Raw genomic sequence first — 22,291 nt, forward strand, 5'->3', positions numbered from 1 at the left:
AAAGCCAGTGATTTCAGTTAAGAAAATCAACTGGCTTTTTAAATATTTATAGGATTATCCTACGATTTCAGTTACCTGACCTGCTCCTACTGTTCTACCACCTTCACGGATAGCGAAACGTAAACCTACGCTCATTGCGATTGGGCTTAATAAAGAAACATTAATAGTCAAGTTGTCTCCTGGCATTACCATCTCTACTCCTTCTGGTAAAGTAATAACTCCTGTTACGTCAGTTGTACGTACGTAGAACTGTGGACGGTAGTTATTATGGAATGGAGTGTGACGTCCACCTTCTTCTTTTTTCAAGATATAAACCTCAGCTTTGAAAGTAGCGTGTGGTTTTACTGATCCTGGCTTAATGATAACCATTCCTCTTTTGATAGATTCTTTATCAACACCTCTTAACAATAAACCTACGTTATCTCCAGCTTCACCTCTGTCAAGGATTTTACGGAACATCTCAACTCCTGTAATAGTAGAAGTTAATTTGTCAGCCCCCATACCAATGATTTCAACAGCATCTCCTGTATTAGCAATACCAGTTTCGATACGACCTGTAGCAACAGTTCCACGACCAGTAATTGTAAATACATCCTCAACTGGCATCAAGAATGGTTTTGCAGTATCACGAATTGGCTCTTCGATCCAAGAATCTACAGCTTCCATCAATTCAATAATTTTAGGAACCCAAGCAGGATCATTATTCAATCCTCCTAAAGCAGAACCTTGAACTACAGGACCATTATCTCCATCATATTCGTAGAAAGATAATAAATCTCTAATTTCCATTTCAACTAGCTCTAATAACTCAGCATCGTCAACCATGTCAACTTTGTTCATGAAAACTACCATTCTAGGAATACCAACCTGGCGACCTAAAAGGATGTGCTCACGAGTTTGTGGCATTGGACCATCTGTAGCAGCAACTACTAAGATAGCTCCGTCCATTTGAGCAGCTCCAGTAACCATGTTCTTTACGTAATCCGCGTGACCTGGACAGTCAACGTGAGCGTAATGACGATTAGCTGTTTCATACTCTACGTGTGATGTATTAATAGTAATACCTCTTTCTTTCTCCTCTGGAGCGTTATCGATTTGATCAAACGATTTTGCTTGACAGTAACCTGCATCAGACAATACTTTTGTAATTGCAGCAGTTAATGTAGTTTTTCCGTGATCCACGTGTCCAATTGTACCTATGTTTAAGTGCGGTTTGGAACGATTAAAATTCTCCTTTGCCATTTTACTTAATTTTTAATCTTAGTTATATATTAATTTCAATTTCCTACTTACTTGAGCCAATGTCGGGAATTGAACCCGAGACCTCTTCCTTACCAAGGAAGCACTCTACCCCTGAGCTACACCGGCAGAGAGTTCTGATTTTAGATTTTTGAATTTAGTTTTGAGATTTATAAAAATCTGAAGGCCAAAATCCGAAATCTTAACTTCTTTTTTTGTGGGGAGAGCAGGATTCGAACCTGCGAAGTTCACACAGCAGATTTACAGTCTGCCCTCGTTGGCCGCTTGAGTATCTCCCCTTTTTTTATCAATAATTGCATGAACAATTTCAAATCGAATTTGAAATATTTTGAGCCGGCGGAGGGACTCGAACCCACGACCTGCTGATTACAAATCAGCTGCTCTAGCCAACTGAGCTACGCTGGCAATATCAATAAAAAAGCCCGCTATTTCTAACGGACTGCAAATGTAGCTATTTTATCTTTGAATCAAAACATTTTTTGAAAAAAATTTCAATTATATATGTGTTCTTATTTTTTCTTTCCTTTTTACCAGTAAACGCTCTAAAGATTCTGCTGAAAGTTCAACTGCTTCTTCGAATGTTTTGCATTGTTTTTTAACCAAAAAATCATCCCCAGGAACATGAATCTTAATCTCTACTGCCTTATTTTCCTTATCACTTGTTCTTTCAACTTTTAAAAAAACATCCGCCGAGACAACTCGATCGTAATATTTTTCTAACTTATCCAATCTCTCCTGAATAAAATCTACCAACTTTCTGTCAACAGTAAAGTTAACGGCATGAACATCTACCTTCATAATACTTATTTTAGGGTTAAACATTTAGGAATTATTATTTATTTCTTGGATGCGCGTTAGTATACACTTTCTTAAGCTCTGCTAAACTATTATGAGTATAGACTTGTGTAGACGCCAAACTCGAATGCCCTAATAATTCTTTAACTGAATTTAAATCTGCTCCGTTATTTAGCAAGTGAGTCGCAAAAGTATGCCGCAGCACATGTGGACTTTTTTTTACCTTTTCAGAGACTTTACTAAAGTAAGAATTTATTAATCGATACACAAAAGATTCGCTCAATTTTAACCCTTTTTTTGAAATAAAGAAAAAATCTTCATCCACTATATTTTCCAGCGAAGCACGTTCGTTCAAATACAATTGAAGCTGCTCAACAATAACCGGCAAAACAGGAATAATACGTTCCTTATTTCTTTTACCTAAAACCTTAATTACATTTGAAGACAAATCTACATTTCGCAACATTAAATGTATTAATTCCGCTCTTCTCATTCCGGTTGTATAAAACATCTCAACAATAAGCTTATCACGTATTTCTTCAAAACCAACAGGCTCCTCTATTTGCTGAATCAAATCTGTAAGTTCTTTTTCAGAAAAAGGGATCTGAATAATTTTAGGCGTCTTTAATGCCTTATGCTTAAGCATTGGACTTATTTCTATTTGCTTTGTTTTTAATAGAAATTTATAAAAGCTTTTTAAGGAAGCCATCTTTCTATTTACAGATACATTAGAAATATTTTGATCAACTAAAGAAACAATCCAACTCCTAATCTGACTATAATTTACAAGTTCTATACTTTCCTGATCAAAATGGGCCTTATTAAACTCCTCAAAAAATGCAATATCATTTAAATAAGCATTTACGGTGTGAGAAGAATATTTTTTCTCTAACTGAAGATAATCACGAAACGCTTCTTTATTTGACTTCATTAGAATAAAATTTATTTTGTTTTAAAAAACAGCAATCTATATCATTTTATATAATCATCGCATTACCTCAAAATTAAGCATAAAAAAACCGTTAGCATCAAATCTTGACAACTAACGGTAATTATTTTTGAAAAGCGAAATACTAACTTTCTAAACCATCTCTCATGTTTTGAATGTAAGCAGCTTTTTGAATTTGAGCTCTTTTGATAACAGAAGGCTTAATAAAAGCAGTACGTGCTCTTAGTTGACGAACAGTTCCTGTTTTATCAAATTTTCTCTTATAGCGCTTTAATGCTCTATCGATATTTTCTCCGTCTTTAATTGGTATAATTAACATAATATAGACACCTCCTCTCGTTAAGGGTGCAAAAGTATATATTTATTATGAATTATGAGTTATAAATTGCGATTTTTTTCAAAGAAAAAAGAAGATAGAAAAAAGAGAAGAGATTTTGATTATAAATAACGATTAAAGCACTCTCTTTACTCTTTCAGCAAATTTCTTGAGATAACTAATTTTTGAATTTCAGTTGTTCCTTCTCCAATTGTACATAATTTAGAATCTCTATAGAATTTTTCTACCGGATAATCTTTTGTATATCCATAACCGCCATGAATTTGAACAGCTTCATTTGCAATCTTAACGCAAGCTTCAGAGGCATACATTTTTGCCATTGCTCCTAATGTGGTAACGGGTTTATGTTGTTGCTTTAAAAATGCAGCTTTATGCAACAATAATTCTGAAGCTTCAATTTCAGTTGCCATAGCAGCCAATTTAAATGATATTCCCTGAAAACTACTAATTGGTTGTCCAAACTGGTGTCTCTCTTTAGAATATTTTAGTGCTGCTTCATAAGCGCCTTTTGCAATTCCCAAAGACAGTGCTCCTATCGAAATTCTTCCACCATCTAATATTTTCATTGCCTGAACAAATCCCTGACCCACTTCTCCTAATCTATTAGCATCCGGAACACGGCAGCCATCAAAAACCAACTCTGCAGTTTCACTGGCACGCATTCCTAATTTATTTTCTTTTTTTCCTGATGTAAATCCTGGCATACCTTTTTCAAAAACAAAAGCTGTCATTCCTTTAGAATCTCCTTTTTCTCCGGTACGAACGATTACAACTGCAATATCTCCGGAAATAGCGTGTGTTATAAAATTTTTTGCACCATTTACAATCCAGAAATCACCATCTTTAACTGCGGTGGTATTCATTCCGCCAGCGTCAGAACCTGTGTTGTGTTCTGTTAAACCCCAAGCTCCAATATGTTCAGCTGTTGCTAATTTTGGTAACCATTTTTTCTTTTGATCTTCATTTCCAAAAGTCAAAATATGATTGGTACATAATGAATTATGAGCAGCAACAGAAAGTCCTATTGAAGGATCTACTTTTGAAATTTCTTCGACAACGGTAATATATTCGTGATAACCTAATCCAGATCCTCCATATTCTTCCGGAACTAAAACTCCCATAAATCCCATTTCTCCTAATTTCTTAAAGAGAGGAACAGGAAAAGTCTGAGCTTCATCCCATTCCATAATATTCGGTCTGATATTTTTCTCTGCAAAATCTTTAATAGATTGTGCAATCATTACTTGTGTTTCGTTATAATCAAAATTCATTGTAAGTCAGTATTTTTTTAGAACTCCAAATATAAACTAATTATTTTTGCTTTTTCAACAGGAAAATCTTTAATTTTTGATAAATCCTCAATATTTTTAAAATTTCCGTTCATACTTCGATAGGTGACTATTTGTTTTGCCAACGCATATCTAAAATAGGGGAATTGCGATAATTCTTTTAAGGAAGCATCATTTATAGCTATCTTTTTAAAATTTGGCAAAGCAGAAATTTTAAAATGAGCATTAATTTCAAAAATAACCTCTGGCGAAAGTCCCCACACATCTTTAATTTGTTCCATAGACACAAAACCTCCTAAGATTTCTTTTTGTTTTAATATTCGTAAAGATAATGCTTCACCAATTCCATAAATTTTCATAAAATCTTCCTGAGTCGCTTCATTTATATCTAAAGTTACTATTTTTTCTTTTTTCTGGAATGTCTTTGGAACATATTCTTTTTTATCTTCTTTAAATTTCTTTTCATTGTTAATCCAATTTGGAAATTTGAAATAAGGTGAAATTACATTTAATAATGAATCAGAAATTTTAGTTACTTTCTGAAATTCTTCAGCTGAATTAACGTATTTATTCTCTTTTCGAAAAGCCATTAATCGGTCTATTTCCTGAACTGATAAGCCAAGTTTGTAACCTTTATAATCTGAAATAAAATTTGGATTGAAAGAATACATTTTTGGTTTAGCATCATATTTTGCCAATTTCATCGAATCAATTTCTGATTGTAATGACATCCATTCCTGTTCTTTTGCAGGGATTTTTTTTTCAGGCAAAGTAAAATTGGCGAAAAAATATACCATTTGTAAAATGACAATTACGGCTAAAAGCAGAAAAATACCTGTACGTTGTTTATTTGTAAACTTAAAATATGGCGCGAGCGCTTTAAAATTAATCATTAATGAATTATTTTTTTAAGCCAAAATTAAACGAAAAGAGGTTATTTATTAAGAAAAATAGTAAAAAATATAATCTTCTACAATATATTTTTCTATTTTAGGTTAAATTAAGTTGATGAAATACACTACTAAAAACCAATTTACGGTTGATAAATTAAAAATTTTAAACATTTTGTAACTTATAATTACATAATTGTTTTTATTTTTTATAAAAAACGATACATTTGGAGCTTAATAACAATAAACCACTATTATAGTATGTCAATTTGGAAAAGAAAACCATTAGCACAGCTTTTAGCAGAAGCTGCTGATTCTGAAAAAGGATTAAAAAGAACTTTGACCGCTTGGTCATTAATAGCCTTAGGTATTGGCGCCATCATTGGTGCAGGATTATTTGTTAGAACTGCTACCGCCGCCGCCCAAAATGCTGGTCCATCAGTAACAATTGCATTTATTATAGCTGCCATAGGTTGTGCATTAGCCGGATTATGCTATGCAGAACTCTCTTCTTCAATTCCAATTTCTGGTAGTGCTTATACTTATACATACGCTACTATGGGAGAATTCCTTGCCTGGATCATAGGTTGGGATTTAATTCTTGAATATGCTGTAGGAGCAGCAACTGTAGGGATTGCATGGAGTGAATATCTCAATAATTTGCTGGTCAATGTCTTTCATGTCAGTCCGATTCCTTTTGAGTTTTCTCACTCTCCATTTCAAAAAATAATTGATCCGGTAACACAAGAAGTTACACGTGGAATCATCAATCTTCCCGCACTTTTTATTGTTAGTGTAATTAGTTTATTATTGATTAAAGGTATACAGGAATCTGCTTTTGTTAACGGAATTATTGTAATCGTTAAAGTAGCGATTGTTATCTTAATTATTGTAATTGGTTGGAATTTCGTAAATCCAGTAAATCATACACCTTATATCCCGCCATCCTCAATTTTTACAGATGAGCATGGAGTTGGACATAGTTATGGTGGAATTATGGGAATTTTAGGAGCTGCAGGAACTGTTTTCTTTGCATTTATCGGTTTCGATGCTGTAAGTACTGCTGCTCAGGAAACAAAAAATCCTAAAAAAGCAATGCCAATTGGTATTTTAGGATCATTAGCTGTTTGTACTCTTTTATACATTCTTTTTGCACACGTATTAACAGGTGTTGCAACTGTTGAAGATTTTAGAACTGGTGGTAAAGAAGCTTCTGTAGCTTTTGCAATCAACAAATATATGATAGGATATGAATGGTTAGGACAATTAGTAACTGTTGCTATTCTTGCTGGTTTTTCTTCAGTAATCTTAGTAATGTTATTAGGTCAATCACGTGTATTTTATGCAATGGGTAAAGATGGATTGCTTCCAAAAGCTTTTAGCGATGTTCATCCAAAATACAAAACTCCATACAAAGCAAATCTTGCCATTTTAATAATTGTTGGTGCATTTGCAGCATTTATTCCAGGTGATATTGTAGGAGATATGACTAGTATTGGAACATTATTTGCTTTTGTGCTTGTATGTATTTCAGTTATTATTCTACGTAAAAAAGAACCTAACATGATTAGAGAATTCAAAACTCCGTTCGTTCCTTTTGTACCTATATTAGGAGTTCTGGTTTGTTGTGCTATGATGTACGGTTTAGGATGGACAAACTGGTTAAGACTTTTTGCATGGATGGCTTTAGGAGTTATTTTCTACTTTACTTATGGTAAAAAACATAGTAAACTGAACAATACGGAAAAATAATTTTCTATATAAATAAAAAAAAGGATCATAAAGCTAATTACTTTATGATCCTTTTTTTATGCTTAATAATTAATTTTATAAATCAAAAACAGAAGTTCGTTTTGCACGAATTAAATCTTTAAGACGAATCCAGAAAGCTAACGTTAAATAGATTCCAAAACCTAAACCAGCTGTGACAAACGAAATATAAATAAAAAATAATCGCACGCTTGTAACACGCATCCCTAGTTTATCTGCTAATCGTGAAGAAACATGAAATCCGTATTTTTCTAAAAAGAATTTAAGTCTTAAAATAGCCGGCATAGTTTTAATTTTAGATTTATCCTTCGACTTGGCTCAGGATAACATTTTGTTCGTTTAGAATTACAAAAGTACAAAATTATCTATCATGCGATTTTGTAATTTTTAATTAATTATTCTTCAGTAACTCCATTCCTATTGCACATTTTAAGCAAGCTTTAAAATTACAATATTCATTTTTAAGTTGTAATAACGCTTGTGTGTCAAAAGCATTTTTTGATGAAATGCCAAAAGATTCAAATTTATCAATAATTGAATTTTTTTCCGGAGCAACTTCATTCATTAATTCAATTAAATCTTCAGAATTAGATTCTCCCATAATATGCGAATAAGCAAACTGAATTGGTATAATGGTGTTTAAAATCAATAAATCTATGAATGATTTAGATAATGGTTTTGATTTCTTTGGACTTTCTTTATCAAACTGATAGTGGTTTTGCCAGTATATACTCGCTGAAACATCTAATAATTTATAAACTTCTTTTACAGATTTTAAATAAATAATTTTAGAAAATAAGTTTTGGTGTTTATTGTACAAACTTGCTAATTGAGAAAGTCTAATCGTAGGGAAATTGTCGGGTCGATGTTTAAAAAACTCCAAAGGATCTGCATAAACTTTATCTAATTGATATTTGTGTAAAAGATAAAAATATCTAATTTTCAAATCTTTAAAGTACACATCTTCTTTATCCGAATCTAATAGGCCGGAAGTTCCTAAAATCAAAGCTTCGAGATTTTCGACTTCAAAACTTTCTTTTCGGATTATGGAAAATGGAAGTGATTTGGCAATTTGCAAAAAAGAATTTCCATTTGTATTTAATCCAAAATTCTTCGCTAACATACGAAATAAAACGGCTTCCCAATCCTGATTTGTTTCTTCGAGCAGGTCATAAATAAATTTTGATTTACGTTCTAATCGTTCGAAGAATAATCTTTCCTGCCAGTTTTTAAAAATGAATGCATCAATTTCGGCAATTTGTTTTTCACAGGATATCCAAGATTTTGGAGTTATTAAGGAATGGTAATTACTTAGTATTTCTGATGAAACATAATCCTTCAAAACCAAAACCGGAATTTCAGTATTATTGCCTCTAAAAATCTCTGTATCATGTTCCCAAACGACGTGCAAAATAACATTATCGTAAGCCGTATCTCTTTCATGACCGTGTACATACCAATCGGAAGATTTTAAATGAATCTCAACATTTCCAGCCCATTTTTGTTCTCCAATTTTAATTTGCGCATTAAAGAAATCAGGACCGGCTAGTTCTAAATAATCACCGGTTTTAATAATGGTAATTTGTTCATTTTGAGTAGTTCGTAAATTTAGTGTATCAAACTTCTTGAATTTCCAGAGATAATGAAGAAAATCTTCTTTCATTTTTAGCTTTTAAATTAAATTTTATAAAAGCCTAAAATTAAATAAAATAATACTAATCTTACAAAATATTTTTTTAATTACCGTAACATATACAATTTGGCACAAGCTCTTGCATCAGACAAAGCTTCATGATGGTTCAGTTGAATTTTCATTTCCCGGCAGCAATCGCTCAACTTTGTCGGTTTTAAACCTTTTCCTTTATATATCTTAACAGTACATTCCCATTTAGGAGCGATATTCAAATCTTCGTATTGTAAACCATGAAGTGCCATTGATTTCATTAATACATTACGGTCAAAACTTTCGTTGTGAGCTACAACGACTCTGTTTTTTAACCGTTTTTCGATTTCAGGAAAAACTTGCTTAAATGATTTTGCATTTATTGTGTCCTTTGGATAAATGTCATAAACCTGAATCGTAAAATAATTATATTCGTTGTTAGGTGGTTTTATTAGAGTAACAAACTCATCTACAATTACGCCATTCTCGACGGTAACAATTCCAACAGAGCAAGGATGATGACCAGTTGCGGTTTCAAAATCTATAGCGGTAAAGTTCATTATTGGGTTTATTTAAGCTAAAAAATCCATAAATCTAATTGTTATGAAAACTAGATTTATGGATTTCTAAAATTATAAAAATTGTCTTATTTTATTGCTCCGATGATATCGTATTTGGTAATAATATGATGTTTACCGTTTCCAAGATCTACTAAAACAGCATCATTTTCTTTGGTAAATAATTTCGAAACTTCTTCGATTGTTGTTCCTAATTTTACAATTGGGAAAGGTTTTCCCATTACTTCTTTAATTGGTTTTTCGGCAACATTTTTATCGGCAACATAGCTTCTGAATAAATCTGTTTCGTCAACAGAACCCACAAATCCGTTAATATCTACCACAGGAATTTGCGAAATTTTGTACTTACGCATACGTTCAATAGCGTGCGAAACTAATTCTTCTGTACGTACAACGATCAATTCTTTATCGATATGATCTTTAATTACATCTTCAGCCTTTGTTACGTTTTCTTCCAGAAATCCACGTTCACGCATCCAATCGTCGTTAAACATTTTACCTACGTAACGGCTTCCTGAATCGTGAAAAAGTACTACAACAACATCTTCGGGTTTAAAGTGCTCTTTTAGTTGTAACAATCCCTTTATACAAGCTCCGGCTGAATTTCCAACAAAAATAGCTTCTTCAAGAGCAATTTTTCTTGTGTAAACAGCAGCATCTTTATCGGTTACTTTTGTAAAACCGTCAATTAAAGAAAAGTCTACATTTTTAGGTAAAATATCTTCTCCAATTCCTTCAGTAATATAAGAGTAAATTTCGTTTTCATCAAAAATTCCAGTTTCATGGTATTTTTTAAAAACCGAACCATACGTATCGATTCCCCAAATTTTAATATTTGGATTTTTCTCTTTTAAATATTTTCCAACTCCTGAGATTGTTCCTCCGGTTCCTACTCCAACCACAAAATGAGTGATTTTTCCATCTGTTTGTTTCCAGATTTCCGGACCTGTCTGCTCGTAATGTGCCAACGAATTTGACATATTATCATACTGATTTACATACCAGGAATTAGGTGTTTCTTCAGCCAAACGTTTTGATACAGAATAATAGGAACGTGGATCTGTAGGTTCAACATCGGTAGGACAAACGACTACTTTGGCACCAACAGCACGCAAAATGTCCATTTTCTCTTTAGATTGTTTATCAGATATTACACAAATTAATTTGTATCCTTTGATGATTGCTACAAGCGCCAATCCCATTCCTGTATTTCCTGAAGTCCCTTCAATAATAGTTCCGCCTGGTTTTAAACGACCATCAGCCTCAGCATCTTCAATCATTTTTACGGCCATTCTGTCTTTTACAGAATTTCCAGGGTTAAAAGTTTCGACTTTTGCTAATACTAACGCATCAATTTCAGCAACGACTTTGTTAAGTTTTACTAACGGCGTATTACCAATTGTTTCTAAAATGTTATTTGAAAAGTCCATTTTATATGAATTTAATTTATTTGGTTTTAATATAATTTTATTGGAAGAAATTCCACACTAAACCAAATCGGATGGTAAAATCACGATATGGATTATTAGGTGCTGAATAATAATTGTTCCCGGAAAAAGCAGCATTAAAATGTTCTGCTTTAAAGTAAAATCTTGTTTGTCTGATTCTGAAATTTATAAAATAATCAAAGTTGGCATAATTCCCGATTTTCTTCTCATTTTGAACAAAAAATTCTCCAACAACCGGATTGTAATCATTACCGTAATATTCAGTAAAATAGTTAAATGTTAATCCTGTTTGCATAAAGAGTGCCTTCTTAAAAAAGTAAGTTGAATAATAAAGCGTATTTCTGGTAACAAAATCAGGAACATTTAAAATTAAATCTGACTGATCTACTTTTTGATATAAGAATGTATTATCTAAGCCAAATCCTCCGAATTTAAATTCTTTATTTGCTTTTGCTGAGAAATAATTTATTGCATTTCCGTATTGCGCCGGATTTATAATCTGAGTTCTGGCTGTTATTTGTGCATCTGTAGAAACATCTGCAAAATACAAATGATCTTTTAAAACGGTGTATTGAACTTCTGCATTTAACCAAGGCGTGTAAATATTGGCACTTATTAAATTGATCTTTTCGTTTTTAAAATTATTCGACCAATTGTATTGTACATAACTACTTTGGTACAAATTATAGTTATTATTTGGTAATTTATTGATGTTACGATATCTAAAATCAAACTGAATTTGATCGTTTAAATTATATCTCAATTTTGCATCTAAATCAGAAAGTGACTGATTTGTAATTGATCTGGTATATAAAAATCTTCCGTTCCATTTATTTTTTTGATATTCATATTGCCCTCCAACATTATTAATCTGAAGAAATAAATTGTCAGGAATTCTGCTGCCGTCTTCTTTAAATATAATTCGGTTGTATTCATAATTCGACCTGTAATCGTCTATAAAGAAATTGAATTTTCCTAAAAGTGAGTTTTCATAAGCAAGACCGGCTTTATTATACAATTTTTCAAAACGTGTCTGATCATTTATTCCGCTTGCAACATACGATTCTCCAAATCTTTCTACTACAGCACCATCTACTGTAGAAAAAACGGTTGGCTGATTGTATTCGAAAAATTTATTTTCGTAATTAAACTGATGCGTTACATATAAATTATTGTTTCCTTCTGTTGGATTTATTCTAAAAGCATGATCAAAAAACAAACGTCTTCCTTTTAAGAACGATTTTGCATCTGTTAGATAAACCTGCAATCTCTGACGGTTTCTAAAATCCGGATCTCCGCTTTCAAAATCCTCAGGTGTTGTTATTCCGCCATTTTCTTCATTTGAAATATCCTGCGAAGTAAAATGAGCATTTAACACATACCTTTTATCGGTTGTAAAATAACTTGTTGTCATTCTTAAATTGCCCGAACTTACCAATTGATTTATGTAATTTCCTTCGGAACGCAATCCTCTGTAAGCAATAGAAAAATTAAGGTTTTTTGATGTGTTTAAGGTAATAAACGAATCTACGTTTTGTCCTTTATTGATAGTTGTATTAAAAAACAATTCGGTTAAAGGAGTTGCTACAGAATAATACTGAATTTGATTGGCTTCGAGAAAATTAAAATGTTTACCGCTAAAACCAATTTCCGGATATGGCGAATAATCTGTTAAACTATATTGCAATGTATTATAAGTTTGCCCAATATTCGCAAAAGGCAAAAGTCCAAAATTATCCTTTCGAAGATAGTTTTGTCTGTAAGAACTTTTAAGTGTTAAAGACGTATCTACATAAATAGTATCATGTTCTAAAGTATATTTTTGATACTGATCAATCGTTGCTACTAGTGCTTTTTTCTTTTTTACTGTATCTGTAATACTTGAATATTTTGTATTCATATCTAAATTATTTTTAGACGCATTTTTTTCTTGAGAAAACAATAAAGTTGGTACGACTAATAGATATAGAAAAAAGAATATTCTCATTGGATAGCTTTATATATAGTTATTTCGGCAAAAATTTGTTGAGCAAAGGTAAATGATAAAAACGTATAAATAAAAAAACGCAGCAAATTATAGTATAGAATAGTAATAGAAGTAAACGTTTTATTTGTTTAAAAATTTTACACTACTATTAATCTAAAAACTACCTACAATTAATTCGGATATTTTAAGTAAAATCACAATCAATACTTTACACAAAAGAAAACCCCCGATTACAAAAAAGTAATCAGGGGTATTTCAAAAAAAATCAAAATATTTATTTTCTGTATTCCATATTTGGTTTTTAATTTATCTTAAGCTTCAGCTTAATTGCTGATTCAAAATATAAATTAGAACTTATCCCAGAATATTTTTGTTTCTAATAAGTCACCTCCAATATCGCTGGCTGCTTTTTTATAGTTTGCACCATTTATTAATGCCTCAACTCCTGGGTAAGTATATCTTACCGGAACAGTCAAAATACCTTTGTTTTTAGCAGAAGTTGGTGATGCCAAAACTGGAAAATCTAATCTTCTGTATGAATTATAAGCTTCATATCCTCTATTATAAAGAGCAAACCAAGCTTGCATACCAATTTTTTCTTTCCAAGTTGCTCCACTAAGAACATTTGTATAATCTACTTTAGGGCTTGCAAGGTAAGTTGTAGCATTAGCAGCAGTTAATCCCCAATCTAAAAAAGAAGCAGTAATACCTGCATCGTAATAAACTTTAGCCTGAGCAGAACCACCCGGAATTAAATTTTTCTCAGCAGCTTCTGCCAATAAAAATTGTAATTCAGCGTAATCAAATATAACACCCGGAACCGCAGGGTTATTTAATGTTGCCGTAATGTGTGAATACGTTGCAAATACATTAGCCTCTCCATAAGTACCTCCTACGAAAGTTCTTCCCGCAGGAATAACTGGCGCAGCTGGCGCAGGAGCATTAACAAAATATTTAGCCATCCTTGGATCACCTCCAGGAACAACAAATTCCATTGCTGCAACAAAAGGCTCAGCAGGAATAAAATCATTTCTGTTACTTGTTACTAAATCAGCGTACAATGGGTTTTGATTTCCTGATGTAGTTGCATATACCAATTTTGTATTATCAGCATTGCTTGCTAATACTCCTGAAGCAAGGGCTGCCTGAATTTCAGTAGCTGCATAAGCTGGTTCTACATCTGAAATATTTACTGCCAATCTTACGATAAGTGAGTTAGTAAACTTTACCCATTTTGCATTACTTGCAGCTGTTCCTCCATAAATAATATCTGCAATACCAAAGTTAGCATTTGCAGTATTTGTTTTTAATATTACAGCATCTGCAGCTAATCTTGCAATAAGATCTTTATATATAGTTTTAGCATCATCATACGCCGGCAAAGGATATTTTTCAATATCTATTGCCTGAGAATAAGGTACATTTCCAAAAGTATCTACCAATATGCTATAAGCATAACATTCTAAAATATCAATAAGTGCTATTTTATTTTGCTTAACTGCAGCCTCAGCAGGTGTTGCTGTAGTTTGATTCTGTATCATAACTTTTGAATCGTGAAGATCGGCCAAAACGTCTCTGTACAATACCAAGAAATGATTATCAGGAATTTTTCTGTTTGAAAGATTATATTGGCTTTCGTCTGGATAAGTTGTTTCTGCCCACTGTTGTGAAAGTAATCTAAAAACATTGTTATTTACACTAGTACTTACTATTTGATCTACTACTTTTTTCTCAGCATTAGTAAACAAATATTCCGGTTTAGTAATAGTTGGTCTTTTAGGATCCGTATTCATATCTGTAATATCCGAGCTGCATGAAAAAGCTATGCCGGCAAAAGATATTAATAAAAGTATTTTTTTCATGATTTAAAATTTTAATGTTAGGTTACAACCAATGTTTCTTGTTGTAGGTAGTGAACCTCCTGAATAACCTGATGAAAGGTTACCTGAACCAAGTCCGCTTTCTGGATCTGCATCCGGAAGGTTTTTATGGATGATCCATAAATTAGAACCTACTAGAGAAAGTCGTAAATCTGTCAAATTCAATTTTGAGATAAGACTTGATGGAAAACTATACGTAATATTTACCTCTCTTAATTTAATAAAACTTGCATCGTAAACAAACGCTTTTTGTGGGTTTTTAGTATATCCGTAAATACCTCCCGCAACCTCTGGTGCCGGTGTTCTTATTGTATTTGGCGTACCATCAGCATTTACACCAGGAAGAATAACTCCACCACCGTTAGCAAGTGTATTTCTTACTGGGTTTCCTAATTCATTATTTCCTGCAGTAGACTCATACAGACCAGAATTTTGTCCGTAATATTGATCAAGAGAGAAAATATCTCCACCTTTTTGCATATCGATCAAGAAACCTAATGAAAGTTGTTTGTATGTAAATTTATTACGAACTCCACCAATCCAATCTGGTGTAACATTACCAATAACATTATTAGTTGTTGCAGTCATTAAATAAACACCATTTTGTGTTACTTTTTGTCCGTCTTTATAAATATAATCTTTACCAACAATGTCTCCATAAGGATGACCAGGAGTTCCTACAATACTTACACCTCCCTGAAACGTACCCAATGTAAGAGTTTCGATTCCTGGTGTTAAAGCCACTACCTCATTCTCGTTTTTAGACCAGTTTACATTAATATCCCATTGAAAATTATTAAACTTTAATGGAGTTAAATTTAATTGTACCTCTACCCCTTTATTTTCTACAGATCCAGCATTAACATATCTTGAAGAGTAACCAGTTGATGTAGAGTAATCTACAGGAAATATCTGATCAGAACTTAAACTTTGGTATAAACTCACCTCAAATCCTACTCTTCTGTTAAACATTTGCATTTCAAGACCAACCTCTTTAGATATAGTTTTTACAGGACGTAACTCATCGTTATTCGCAATATTTGGTCTTGAATAAAGTTGTATGTTTGTACCAAATGCATTAAATTTAGAAAAGACATCTTGTAATGAATATGGGTCAACACCTCCTTGTGGGTTTTCAGCATAACTTGCTCTTAATTTTCCAAAAGTTAACCAAGGCGCATCAATATGTTTCGTAAAAACATAACTTGCTGATGTAGAGAATGTATTTAAATCATTATTTCCTTTTGGTAATACAGAGAACGCATCATTACGAAAAGTTCCGTCTACGTATAAGAAATCTCTGTATCCTAATGAAACAGAAGCAAACATACTATTTACTGCTACGTTCTGTTCAACTTCTCCCGGAAATGGTGAAGGGTTTACTGAATTTGATAATGCATAGATTTCTGGTATAATAAGTCCTCCATCAGTAGAAGTAAGTGTTGAAACACGTCTTGTTCTTAAAGCGTTAGATCCAAGCAGACCTGTCAAAGAAATATCTTCTGTCAGCTTTTTATTAAGATTTAAAGTAAACTGATAGTTTTGCTCAGAGAACATACCATCATATTTTTGGTATCCAGAACCAACAGCTAATCTATTTAGTCCAAATGTAGCATTCAAAGATCCAACAGCTTTTCTTTCTTCTCTTAATTCTGCATAACTATCATTGGTTATTTTTCCTTGAGCTGTAAGCCAATCTGTAACTTTATAATCTAACTGTACATAACCAATAAAACGGTTTCTTTCATCTGACTGATAGTTTTTATATCTTGTAAAATATGGATTATCCCAGTATTTAGGAGTAGTATCACCACCTGAAGGGTTTGCCATATTCCATGATATATTTTGTCCGCCAGAAGCTTCAAAAACTTCTTTTTGCGCTTTAATATCTACGTTTGTACCCCACCATTGACGGAATAATCCAGCAACGTTATCTCCACCATAACCTGTCGTATTTCTACCAACTGTAGTTTGTGCCACATAATTTGCGAATACATTAGCAGAAAGTTTATCTGTAAACTTGTGATTGAATTTAAGACTCACATTGTTTTTTCTCAATTCACTATTTGGTAATATCCCAGTTTCTTTATAGTTGTTGTAATTTAAAACAAAATTAGTTTTTTCATCACCATCCTCTAAAGAGATTGAATTACTAAATGTAGTTGCAGTCTGGAAAAAAGTAATAGGTCCATTATCAGCGGCTTTCCATTCCGTTTTCTTTCCAAAGTTTGGAGAGAATCTGCTATAAGCATCCCATTGATAAACTTGTAGGCTTGGATCAAAAGCAACACCATATGAAGCATCATCTACAGTAGTGGCAACCTGGTTACCATTGCTGTCGATAGTAAAAAATGCTCCTGTAGGTCCTACCGGCACACCTTTAGGGTTACCTGCTGCATCATAAGTTGGTCCGTAACCTTGTCCGTATTTAGTTTGGTAAACAGGAAAAGTCTTTTTGTCTACAGTACCTACAGTAAATTCACTTGAGATAGTAACTCCCATTCCTTTTCTGGTTTTTCCTTTTTTGGTTGTAATCATGATTACACCATTACCAGCCAAATATCCGTATAAAGCAGCTGCAGCAGCTCCTTTTAATATATTTACAGACTCGATGTCATCAGGATTAATATCCATACCGGCATTACCATAATCATAAGTATTACGGGCACCTGAAGCTTGACTCGCCCCGTTTCCTTGAGATACACTTGCATTTGTATTACTATTGTTGATTGGCATACCATCAATAACAATAAGCATTTGGTTATCTCCTGTTAAGTTTTTAACACCTCTGGAAACTACGTTTGTAGAACCTCCAAAGTTTGTATTTTTTCTAACATAAACTCCGGCAGCTTTTCCAGAAAGATCGTTAAGAAAGTTATTACTTGCAGCTCCTGCTGTTAAATCAGCACCTTTAACCTCTTGTGAAGCGTAACCTAAAGATTTTTTCTCTCTTTTAATACCTAATGCAGTTGTTACAACAACGCTTTCCAGTTCTGTAGTATTGCTTCCTAATTTAGCATTTACTGTTGTTGAACTTGCAGCTATTTCCTGAGATTTCATCCCAATATAGCTAAATACCAAGATTTGACTTGATGATGCTTTGACAGTGTACTTTCCATCAAAGTCTGTTTGCGATCCAGTTTGTGTTCCTTTAACTTGCACACTAACACCTGGTAAAGGCATTCCTGCATTATCGGAAACAATACCCGAAACAGTTCTTTCTTGCGCAAAGGTTAGTTGCGCCATAAGTACTACGAAGAGTACTAAGAATCCATTAAACTTAAGTTTCATTTTTGAAAATTTTGAATTAGTATTCGGCAAACATCATAATAATTTCTTAAAATAACAAGCAATTTTACTTTTACTATTACTTTTTTTTAATAAAGCTTTAACGTTTAGCCAAAATAAAACAACTTATTCACTGTAAAACAGCATTATTCCTAAAGTTTTTTACAAAAAAATGATTTTTTATTAAGTACATTTTTTCGAAAAATTTAACATTCCAAATTGTACTAAAATCAAAAAAAGTGCGTTTGTCGCCTAAATAAATCTTAAAAACCAATCTTTAAATTTTTCTTTATTAAAGATTTTCGGCTAGGATTTACTATTCGAATATAATTTATAACACTTTTATTTGAAAACTTTTATCTTAGATTCATTCCGTTTTTTTATTGGTTTCAAGAAAAAATTATAATCTTTGCTATTCACAAAAGAACTATGCTTCAAAAAAATTTTTCAGGGTTTGTATTTGAAACTGGGACCGATGAAGCCGGAAGAGGATGCTTGGCCGGACCGGTAACTGCTGCTGCTGTAATTTTACCAGCTAATTTTGCAAATGAATTTTTAAATGACAGTAAACAGTTATCCGAAAAAATAAGAGAAGAATTAAAACCTTTAATAGAAAAGCACGCCGTGTGTTTTTCTGTAACACATCTTCATCCGGAAGAAATAGATGAAATAAATATTCTGAATGCATCTATGAAAGGAATGCAGGAATGTATTTTAAAATTAAACCAGCGTCCTGAATATATTATTGTAGATGGTAATCGTTCACTAAATGCAAAACTCGGTTTGAAAAATTCTTTCGGGAAACAATTTTCTGTTACTGAAATTGAGTTATTAAAATCAATTCCTAATCAATCAATTATAAAAGGAGATTCGAAATTTTTAAGTATTGCCGCAGCTTCAGTATTAGCAAAAACCTATCGCGATGCCTATATGAATCAAATTCATCAAGAATTCCCGATGTACAACTGGAAACAAAACAAAGGTTATCCAACCAAAGAACATCGAGAAGCTATCAGGAAATACGGCACCACAAAATACCACCGAATGAGTTTCAGGCTTTTGCCTGATCAATTGGAATTAGAATTTTAATTTTTCTCCGCTAATTCATTTTCTTCAAAAGCAGAAATTAGTTGATTTTCCCATTTTGAAATATTTTCAACAGAAGCTCTGTCGGCCTGATCAAAATACAAATGCTGCTTGATTTCTAATCCTGAATAGGTAAAAATTCCGGTATCAGAAGTTAATTTTAAAGCTTTATCCATTCCCATCGCCTCATATTCTGCATTTGATTTTCCGTGAGAATTAATAATGATAGTTTGTTTTCCGGTCAATAAACCTTTCTGAATACCTTGATCGTATCGATATGCAAACCCGTAACTAAATACACGATCGATATATCCTTTCATAATTGCGGGCATTCCTGTCCACCAAATCGGATAAATAAAAACAATTCGATCTGCCCAGGAAATAAAACCCTGTTCTGTTTTAACATCTTCACCAACTTGCCCTATTCTTTGCCCGTGCATATCTTCTAAAGAAAGAACCGGATTAAAATTGATTTCGTTTAAATCTCTGACTACAATTTCCTGACCTGTTTTTTCTAAGCTTTCAACAATTGTTTGTTTAAAGAAATGATTTAAACTTGCTGGATTTGGATGCGCGTAAATAATTAAATTTTTCATGTTTTTTTGTTTTTAAGATTGAACATGACAAATGTAGAACGTAAGCTTTGATGAGAATTGTAAGAAAACGAAAAGCCAACTATTATCTAGTTGGCTTTTTCATTTTAAAAATTATTAAAAAACAGTCCTTAAACAAATTCTGCTTCAAACAAATTAGTGAGATGTTTTATAATTTTAGCTTTAACTTCGGCTTCATCGACTTTTTCTACGCCGAGTTCAACGTTTAAGGAAGTAACACTTTTTCCGCGAATTCCACACGGAATAATATTATCAAAATATCCTAGATCTACATTTACATTTAAGGCAAATCCGTGCATGGTTACCCAACGCGAAGCGCGTACGCCAAGCGCACAAATTTTGCGCGCAAACGGAGTTCCTACGCCGAGCCAAACTCCTGTCTCGCCTTCACTTCGTCCACATTCTAAACCGTACTCTGCTAACGTTAGAATAATAGATTCTTCCAAAAAACGCAAATATTTATGAATATCGGTAAAGAAATTTTCTAAATCCAGAATAGGATAACCTACAATTTGTCCCGGTCCATGATAGGTAATATCACCGCCACGGTTAATTTTATAGAAAGTTGCTCCTTTGGCTTCGAGTTGCTTTTCGTTTAATAATAAGTTCTCTAAATCGCCGCTTTTCCCCAAAGTATACACATGCGGATGTTCTACAAAAAGTAAATAATTGGGTGTTGGCAAATCGAGTTCTTCTCTTCTGTTTTTGATTTTTAAGTCGACTATGTCTTTAAAAAGTTCTTCCTGATATTCCCAGGTCGATTTATAATCTTTGCTTCCTAAATCCTGAAGTTGAATTTTTGTGTTCATTTTAATTATTTTTCAAACTCAACGTCAAAATTGAGTTTGTCGGGATTCTCCATATAATCCGTGAAAGGGTATTGAATTGTAATTGATTTTCGATCGTCGCTAAATAAAGCATTAGGGTTTGATACTTTCTTGATTTTTTTTGGAAAGTGATATTTCACAATATAACTAGACGAAGCAAAAACCATCTTAGACATATCTGCACCAGAATCAGCTGTTTTTTCGTCAGCTTTTGGTTTTTCAATTACTGCTTTTCTGCTAAATTTTTTCCCATCATAATTATAACTTAATTTACTGTTATTAGTAAAACTATTACCTAACTGAGTTGCCGGACTACTTGCGCCCTCCAGTTTTTGAATTGTGCTCGCCGCTTGTAAAACATCCTGCAGTTCATTTACTTTTTTAAAATCAGTAGACAAAACCATTAAAAACTGCTTTTTTTCAGTACTCATTTTAGTATTCACAACAAAGTTTTCCAGCTTTTTAAGTTCTATCTGAGCCTCAGGAGATAATTTGGCAATACTATCTTTCTTTTCTTCAAATAATTGTTTGAAGGTAAAAGTAGAATCGATATCTTTTTTTGCTTCAGCGCCCATTTGACTCCCTACCTGATCTCCAGCCATTTCCATCAATGCTGAACCATCCATGTCGAGAGAAAACTTTCCGGTTCCGCTGTCGTTTACATAAATATTTTCAGTGAAAGTGCAACTTGTAAGTGTTGCCAACAAAAAAGAAAAACCAAGTAGTTTATATAATTTCATCGTAGCTAAATTTTTATCAAATATACGAACTCTATTTTTATTGTTTAATCGTTTAGTTGTTGATTTGTTTAATCGTATAATTGGTTTTATTTATGATTGTTTTGTTTGTTGTCCTTCGATAACAAAATGAATTTTACTCCAAAACAACTTCAAGACTTGTCATTTCAGGATTTTTTAAACATTCAGAAAGTTGAAATTCAAGTGTTATCATTTTTTTATCTGAACTTATAATTGCCTTTTCATTTGAAACGGATTTTATTTTTCGTGAGAAATGGTAGAGCAATGTGTAAGTTTGTGTTAGTTTTAAAGAAGTATATTTAGAATACGCATTATTAAATTGCTCTTTTGTTTTTTGAAGTTCGGCTGGATTTGTAATGGTAACTAAACGCTTAAAAACTTTTCCATCAAAATCATAATCTATTTTATAATAATGATTTTCGGCAGTTAATGCATAATTATATTTTATATCATTTGCATAATCTTCGGTTTTGTATAAATCCGGAATTTCTGAGACTTTATTAAAATCTAATGAAAATAAACTTTTAAATTCTTTTTCAAAAGAGCTTTCTTTCTTATACACTTTTACGCTCGAATATTTTTGCATCAACTTTTGCTCTTCGGCAGTATATTTTAAAAAATTCTCTTTATACTTTTCTAGATATTCCTTAAAAACATAGGTTGTATCTTTAAAAAATTCTTCACGAGAATAGCTTTCACCCGCCAATTGCATGTAGCTATTTTCGTCCCGAAGCTGAACGATTTCAACACTTCCACTTCCATCTGCTTTTATATTTATGGTTTCTGTGACTTGGTAACTTGATGTTAAAATTAAGAGTGCAAAGACTTTTAAATATTTCATTTTCGGGAAGATTCTGAGGTTTTTAAGTTAC

19 protein-coding genes and 3 tRNA genes are annotated in these 22,291 nt (G+C 32.6%); 2 read left to right on the forward strand and 20 right to left on the reverse strand.

Annotated elements, in window-relative coordinates:
- Positions 1 to 54: 54 nt before the first annotated feature.
- The 9 genes from tuf to EV143_RS19020 all read right to left on the reverse strand — a co-directional run bounded on the left by tuf (position 55) and on the right by EV143_RS19020 (position 5,523).
- A complete protein-coding gene (gene tuf, locus EV143_RS18980; RefSeq protein WP_056195151.1) occupies positions 55 to 1,242 on the reverse strand; it encodes an elongation factor Tu in 1,188 nt (395 codons plus the stop codon).
- A 54-nt stretch (positions 1,243 to 1,296) separates the two neighbouring features.
- Positions 1,297 to 1,368, reverse strand: a tRNA-Thr gene (locus tag EV143_RS18985).
- A gap of 89 nt (positions 1,369 to 1,457) precedes the next feature.
- Positions 1,458 to 1,538, reverse strand: a tRNA-Tyr gene (locus EV143_RS18990).
- 53 nt (positions 1,539 to 1,591) lie between these two features.
- Positions 1,592 to 1,665 (reverse strand) — tRNA-Thr (locus tag EV143_RS18995).
- Between the two features lie 90 nt (positions 1,666 to 1,755).
- On the reverse strand, positions 1,756 to 2,058 hold the full coding sequence (hpf, locus tag EV143_RS19000) for a ribosome hibernation-promoting factor, HPF/YfiA family (protein WP_133509512.1): 303 nt from the start codon (positions 2,056 to 2,058) through the stop codon (positions 1,756 to 1,758).
- Between the two features lie 34 nt (positions 2,059 to 2,092).
- Positions 2,093 to 2,986: a tyrosine-type recombinase/integrase gene (locus tag EV143_RS19005; protein WP_133509513.1), complete on the reverse strand. Its 894-nt coding sequence runs from the start codon at positions 2,984 to 2,986 to the stop codon at positions 2,093 to 2,095.
- Between the two features lie 142 nt (positions 2,987 to 3,128).
- On the reverse strand, positions 3,129 to 3,323 hold the full coding sequence (gene rpsU, locus EV143_RS19010) for a 30S ribosomal protein S21 (protein ID WP_026985791.1): 195 nt from the start codon (positions 3,321 to 3,323) through the stop codon (positions 3,129 to 3,131).
- A 146-nt stretch (positions 3,324 to 3,469) separates the two neighbouring features.
- The gene (locus EV143_RS19015) at positions 3,470 to 4,612 is read right to left on the reverse strand and encodes an acyl-CoA dehydrogenase family protein (protein WP_133509514.1); all 1,143 of its coding nucleotides are present in this window, start codon (positions 4,610 to 4,612) and stop codon (positions 3,470 to 3,472) included.
- A 17-nt stretch (positions 4,613 to 4,629) separates the two neighbouring features.
- On the reverse strand, positions 4,630 to 5,523 hold the full coding sequence (locus EV143_RS19020; protein WP_317128078.1) for a ComEA family DNA-binding protein: 894 nt from the start codon (positions 5,521 to 5,523) through the stop codon (positions 4,630 to 4,632).
- 258 nt (positions 5,524 to 5,781) lie between these two features.
- Between EV143_RS19020 and EV143_RS19025 the strand changes: the two genes are divergently transcribed.
- Positions 5,782 to 7,272, forward strand: coding sequence for an amino acid permease (locus tag EV143_RS19025; RefSeq protein ID WP_133509515.1), 1,491 nt, complete (start codon positions 5,782 to 5,784; stop codon positions 7,270 to 7,272).
- A gap of 75 nt (positions 7,273 to 7,347) precedes the next feature.
- Here EV143_RS19025 and EV143_RS19030 read toward each other — a convergent pair whose 3' ends face one another.
- From EV143_RS19030 to EV143_RS19060, 7 genes are all read right to left on the reverse strand, one after another.
- Positions 7,348 to 7,575, reverse strand: coding sequence for a PspC domain-containing protein (locus tag EV143_RS19030; RefSeq protein ID WP_133509516.1), 228 nt, complete (start codon positions 7,573 to 7,575; stop codon positions 7,348 to 7,350).
- Between the two features lie 106 nt (positions 7,576 to 7,681).
- Positions 7,682 to 8,953 (reverse strand): DUF2851 family protein, encoded by a 1,272-nt coding sequence (locus EV143_RS19035; protein WP_133509517.1) that lies wholly within the window; start codon positions 8,951 to 8,953, stop codon positions 7,682 to 7,684.
- 77 nt (positions 8,954 to 9,030) lie between these two features.
- Positions 9,031 to 9,513, reverse strand: coding sequence for a 3'-5' exonuclease (locus EV143_RS19040; protein WP_133509518.1), 483 nt, complete (start codon positions 9,511 to 9,513; stop codon positions 9,031 to 9,033).
- An 86-nt stretch (positions 9,514 to 9,599) separates the two neighbouring features.
- A complete protein-coding gene (locus tag EV143_RS19045) occupies positions 9,600 to 10,961 on the reverse strand; it encodes a pyridoxal-phosphate dependent enzyme (protein ID WP_133509519.1) in 1,362 nt (453 codons plus the stop codon).
- A 37-nt stretch (positions 10,962 to 10,998) separates the two neighbouring features.
- Positions 10,999 to 12,966 carry a putative porin gene (locus EV143_RS19050; RefSeq protein ID WP_133509520.1) on the reverse strand — a complete coding sequence of 656 codons (1,968 nt, stop codon included), beginning with the start codon at positions 12,964 to 12,966 and terminating at the stop codon, positions 10,999 to 11,001.
- A gap of 347 nt (positions 12,967 to 13,313) precedes the next feature.
- Positions 13,314 to 14,828 carry a SusD/RagB family nutrient-binding outer membrane lipoprotein gene (locus tag EV143_RS19055; RefSeq protein WP_243739913.1) on the reverse strand — a complete coding sequence of 505 codons (1,515 nt, stop codon included), beginning with the start codon at positions 14,826 to 14,828 and terminating at the stop codon, positions 13,314 to 13,316.
- A 3-nt stretch (positions 14,829 to 14,831) separates the two neighbouring features.
- Positions 14,832 to 18,137, reverse strand: coding sequence for a SusC/RagA family TonB-linked outer membrane protein (locus tag EV143_RS19060; protein ID WP_133509522.1), 3,306 nt, complete (start codon positions 18,135 to 18,137; stop codon positions 14,832 to 14,834).
- Positions 18,138 to 18,563: 426 nt separating this feature from the next.
- Between EV143_RS19060 and EV143_RS19065 the strand changes: the two genes are divergently transcribed.
- Positions 18,564 to 19,223, forward strand: a complete 660-nt coding sequence (locus EV143_RS19065; protein WP_133509523.1) for a ribonuclease HII — start codon at positions 18,564 to 18,566, stop codon at positions 19,221 to 19,223.
- Here EV143_RS19065 and EV143_RS19070 read toward each other — a convergent pair.
- The 4 genes from EV143_RS19070 to EV143_RS19085 form a co-directional block, all read right to left on the reverse strand.
- Positions 19,220 to 19,816, reverse strand: coding sequence for an NAD(P)H-dependent oxidoreductase (locus tag EV143_RS19070; RefSeq protein WP_133509524.1), 597 nt, complete (start codon positions 19,814 to 19,816; stop codon positions 19,220 to 19,222). The two genes, EV143_RS19065 and EV143_RS19070, sit on opposite strands and share 4 nt — an antisense overlap.
- Positions 19,817 to 19,944: 128 nt before the next feature.
- Complete coding sequence (gene lipB / locus EV143_RS19075) at positions 19,945 to 20,643, reverse strand: lipoyl(octanoyl) transferase LipB (protein ID WP_133509525.1); 699 nt, start codon at positions 20,641 to 20,643, stop codon at positions 19,945 to 19,947.
- A gap of 5 nt (positions 20,644 to 20,648) precedes the next feature.
- Positions 20,649 to 21,401 carry a hypothetical protein gene (locus EV143_RS19080; protein WP_133509526.1) on the reverse strand — a complete coding sequence of 251 codons (753 nt, stop codon included), beginning with the start codon at positions 21,399 to 21,401 and terminating at the stop codon, positions 20,649 to 20,651.
- 133 nt (positions 21,402 to 21,534) lie between these two features.
- The gene (locus EV143_RS19085) at positions 21,535 to 22,260 is read right to left on the reverse strand and encodes a hypothetical protein (RefSeq protein WP_133509527.1); all 726 of its coding nucleotides are present in this window, start codon (positions 22,258 to 22,260) and stop codon (positions 21,535 to 21,537) included.
- Positions 22,261 to 22,291 lie beyond the last annotated feature (31 nt).

The sequence above is a fragment of the Flavobacterium chryseum genome (assembly GCF_004362015.1).
GTDB lineage: Bacteria > Bacteroidota > Bacteroidia > Flavobacteriales > Flavobacteriaceae > Flavobacterium.

What these genes read in the sequence shown, in the direction of transcription:
- tuf (WP_056195151.1), bottom strand. Translation starts at nt 1,242, where the DNA reads ATGGCAAAGGAGAATTTTAATCGTTCCAAACCGCACTTAAACATAGGT.
- hpf (WP_133509512.1), bottom strand. Translation starts at nt 2,058, where the DNA reads ATGAAGGTAGATGTTCATGCCGTTAACTTTACTGTTGACAGAAAGTTG.
- EV143_RS19005 (WP_133509513.1), bottom strand. Translation starts at nt 2,986, where the DNA reads ATGAAGTCAAATAAAGAAGCGTTTCGTGATTATCTTCAGTTAGAGAAA.
- rpsU (WP_026985791.1), bottom strand. Translation starts at nt 3,323, where the DNA reads ATGTTAATTATACCAATTAAAGACGGAGAAAATATCGATAGAGCATTA.
- EV143_RS19015 (WP_133509514.1), bottom strand. Translation starts at nt 4,612, where the DNA reads ATGAATTTTGATTATAACGAAACACAAGTAATGATTGCACAATCTATT.
- EV143_RS19020 (WP_317128078.1), bottom strand. Translation starts at nt 5,523, where the DNA reads ATGATTAATTTTAAAGCGCTCGCGCCATATTTTAAGTTTACAAATAAA.
- EV143_RS19025 (WP_133509515.1), top strand. Translation starts at nt 5,782, where the DNA reads ATGTCAATTTGGAAAAGAAAACCATTAGCACAGCTTTTAGCAGAAGCT.
- EV143_RS19030 (WP_133509516.1), bottom strand. Translation starts at nt 7,575, where the DNA reads ATGCCGGCTATTTTAAGACTTAAATTCTTTTTAGAAAAATACGGATTT.
- EV143_RS19035 (WP_133509517.1), bottom strand. Translation starts at nt 8,953, where the DNA reads ATGAAAGAAGATTTTCTTCATTATCTCTGGAAATTCAAGAAGTTTGAT.
- EV143_RS19040 (WP_133509518.1), bottom strand. Translation starts at nt 9,513, where the DNA reads ATGAACTTTACCGCTATAGATTTTGAAACCGCAACTGGTCATCATCCT.
- EV143_RS19045 (WP_133509519.1), bottom strand. Translation starts at nt 10,961, where the DNA reads ATGGACTTTTCAAATAACATTTTAGAAACAATTGGTAATACGCCGTTA.
- EV143_RS19050 (WP_133509520.1), bottom strand. Translation starts at nt 12,966, where the DNA reads ATGAGAATATTCTTTTTTCTATATCTATTAGTCGTACCAACTTTATTG.
- EV143_RS19055 (WP_243739913.1), bottom strand. Translation starts at nt 14,828, where the DNA reads ATGAAAAAAATACTTTTATTAATATCTTTTGCCGGCATAGCTTTTTCA.
- EV143_RS19060 (WP_133509522.1), bottom strand. Translation starts at nt 18,137, where the DNA reads ATGAAACTTAAGTTTAATGGATTCTTAGTACTCTTCGTAGTACTTATG.
- EV143_RS19065 (WP_133509523.1), top strand. Translation starts at nt 18,564, where the DNA reads ATGCTTCAAAAAAATTTTTCAGGGTTTGTATTTGAAACTGGGACCGAT.
- EV143_RS19070 (WP_133509524.1), bottom strand. Translation starts at nt 19,816, where the DNA reads ATGAAAAATTTAATTATTTACGCGCATCCAAATCCAGCAAGTTTAAAT.
- lipB (WP_133509525.1), bottom strand. Translation starts at nt 20,643, where the DNA reads ATGAACACAAAAATTCAACTTCAGGATTTAGGAAGCAAAGATTATAAA.
- EV143_RS19080 (WP_133509526.1), bottom strand. Translation starts at nt 21,401, where the DNA reads ATGAAATTATATAAACTACTTGGTTTTTCTTTTTTGTTGGCAACACTT.
- EV143_RS19085 (WP_133509527.1), bottom strand. Translation starts at nt 22,260, where the DNA reads ATGAAATATTTAAAAGTCTTTGCACTCTTAATTTTAACATCAAGTTAC.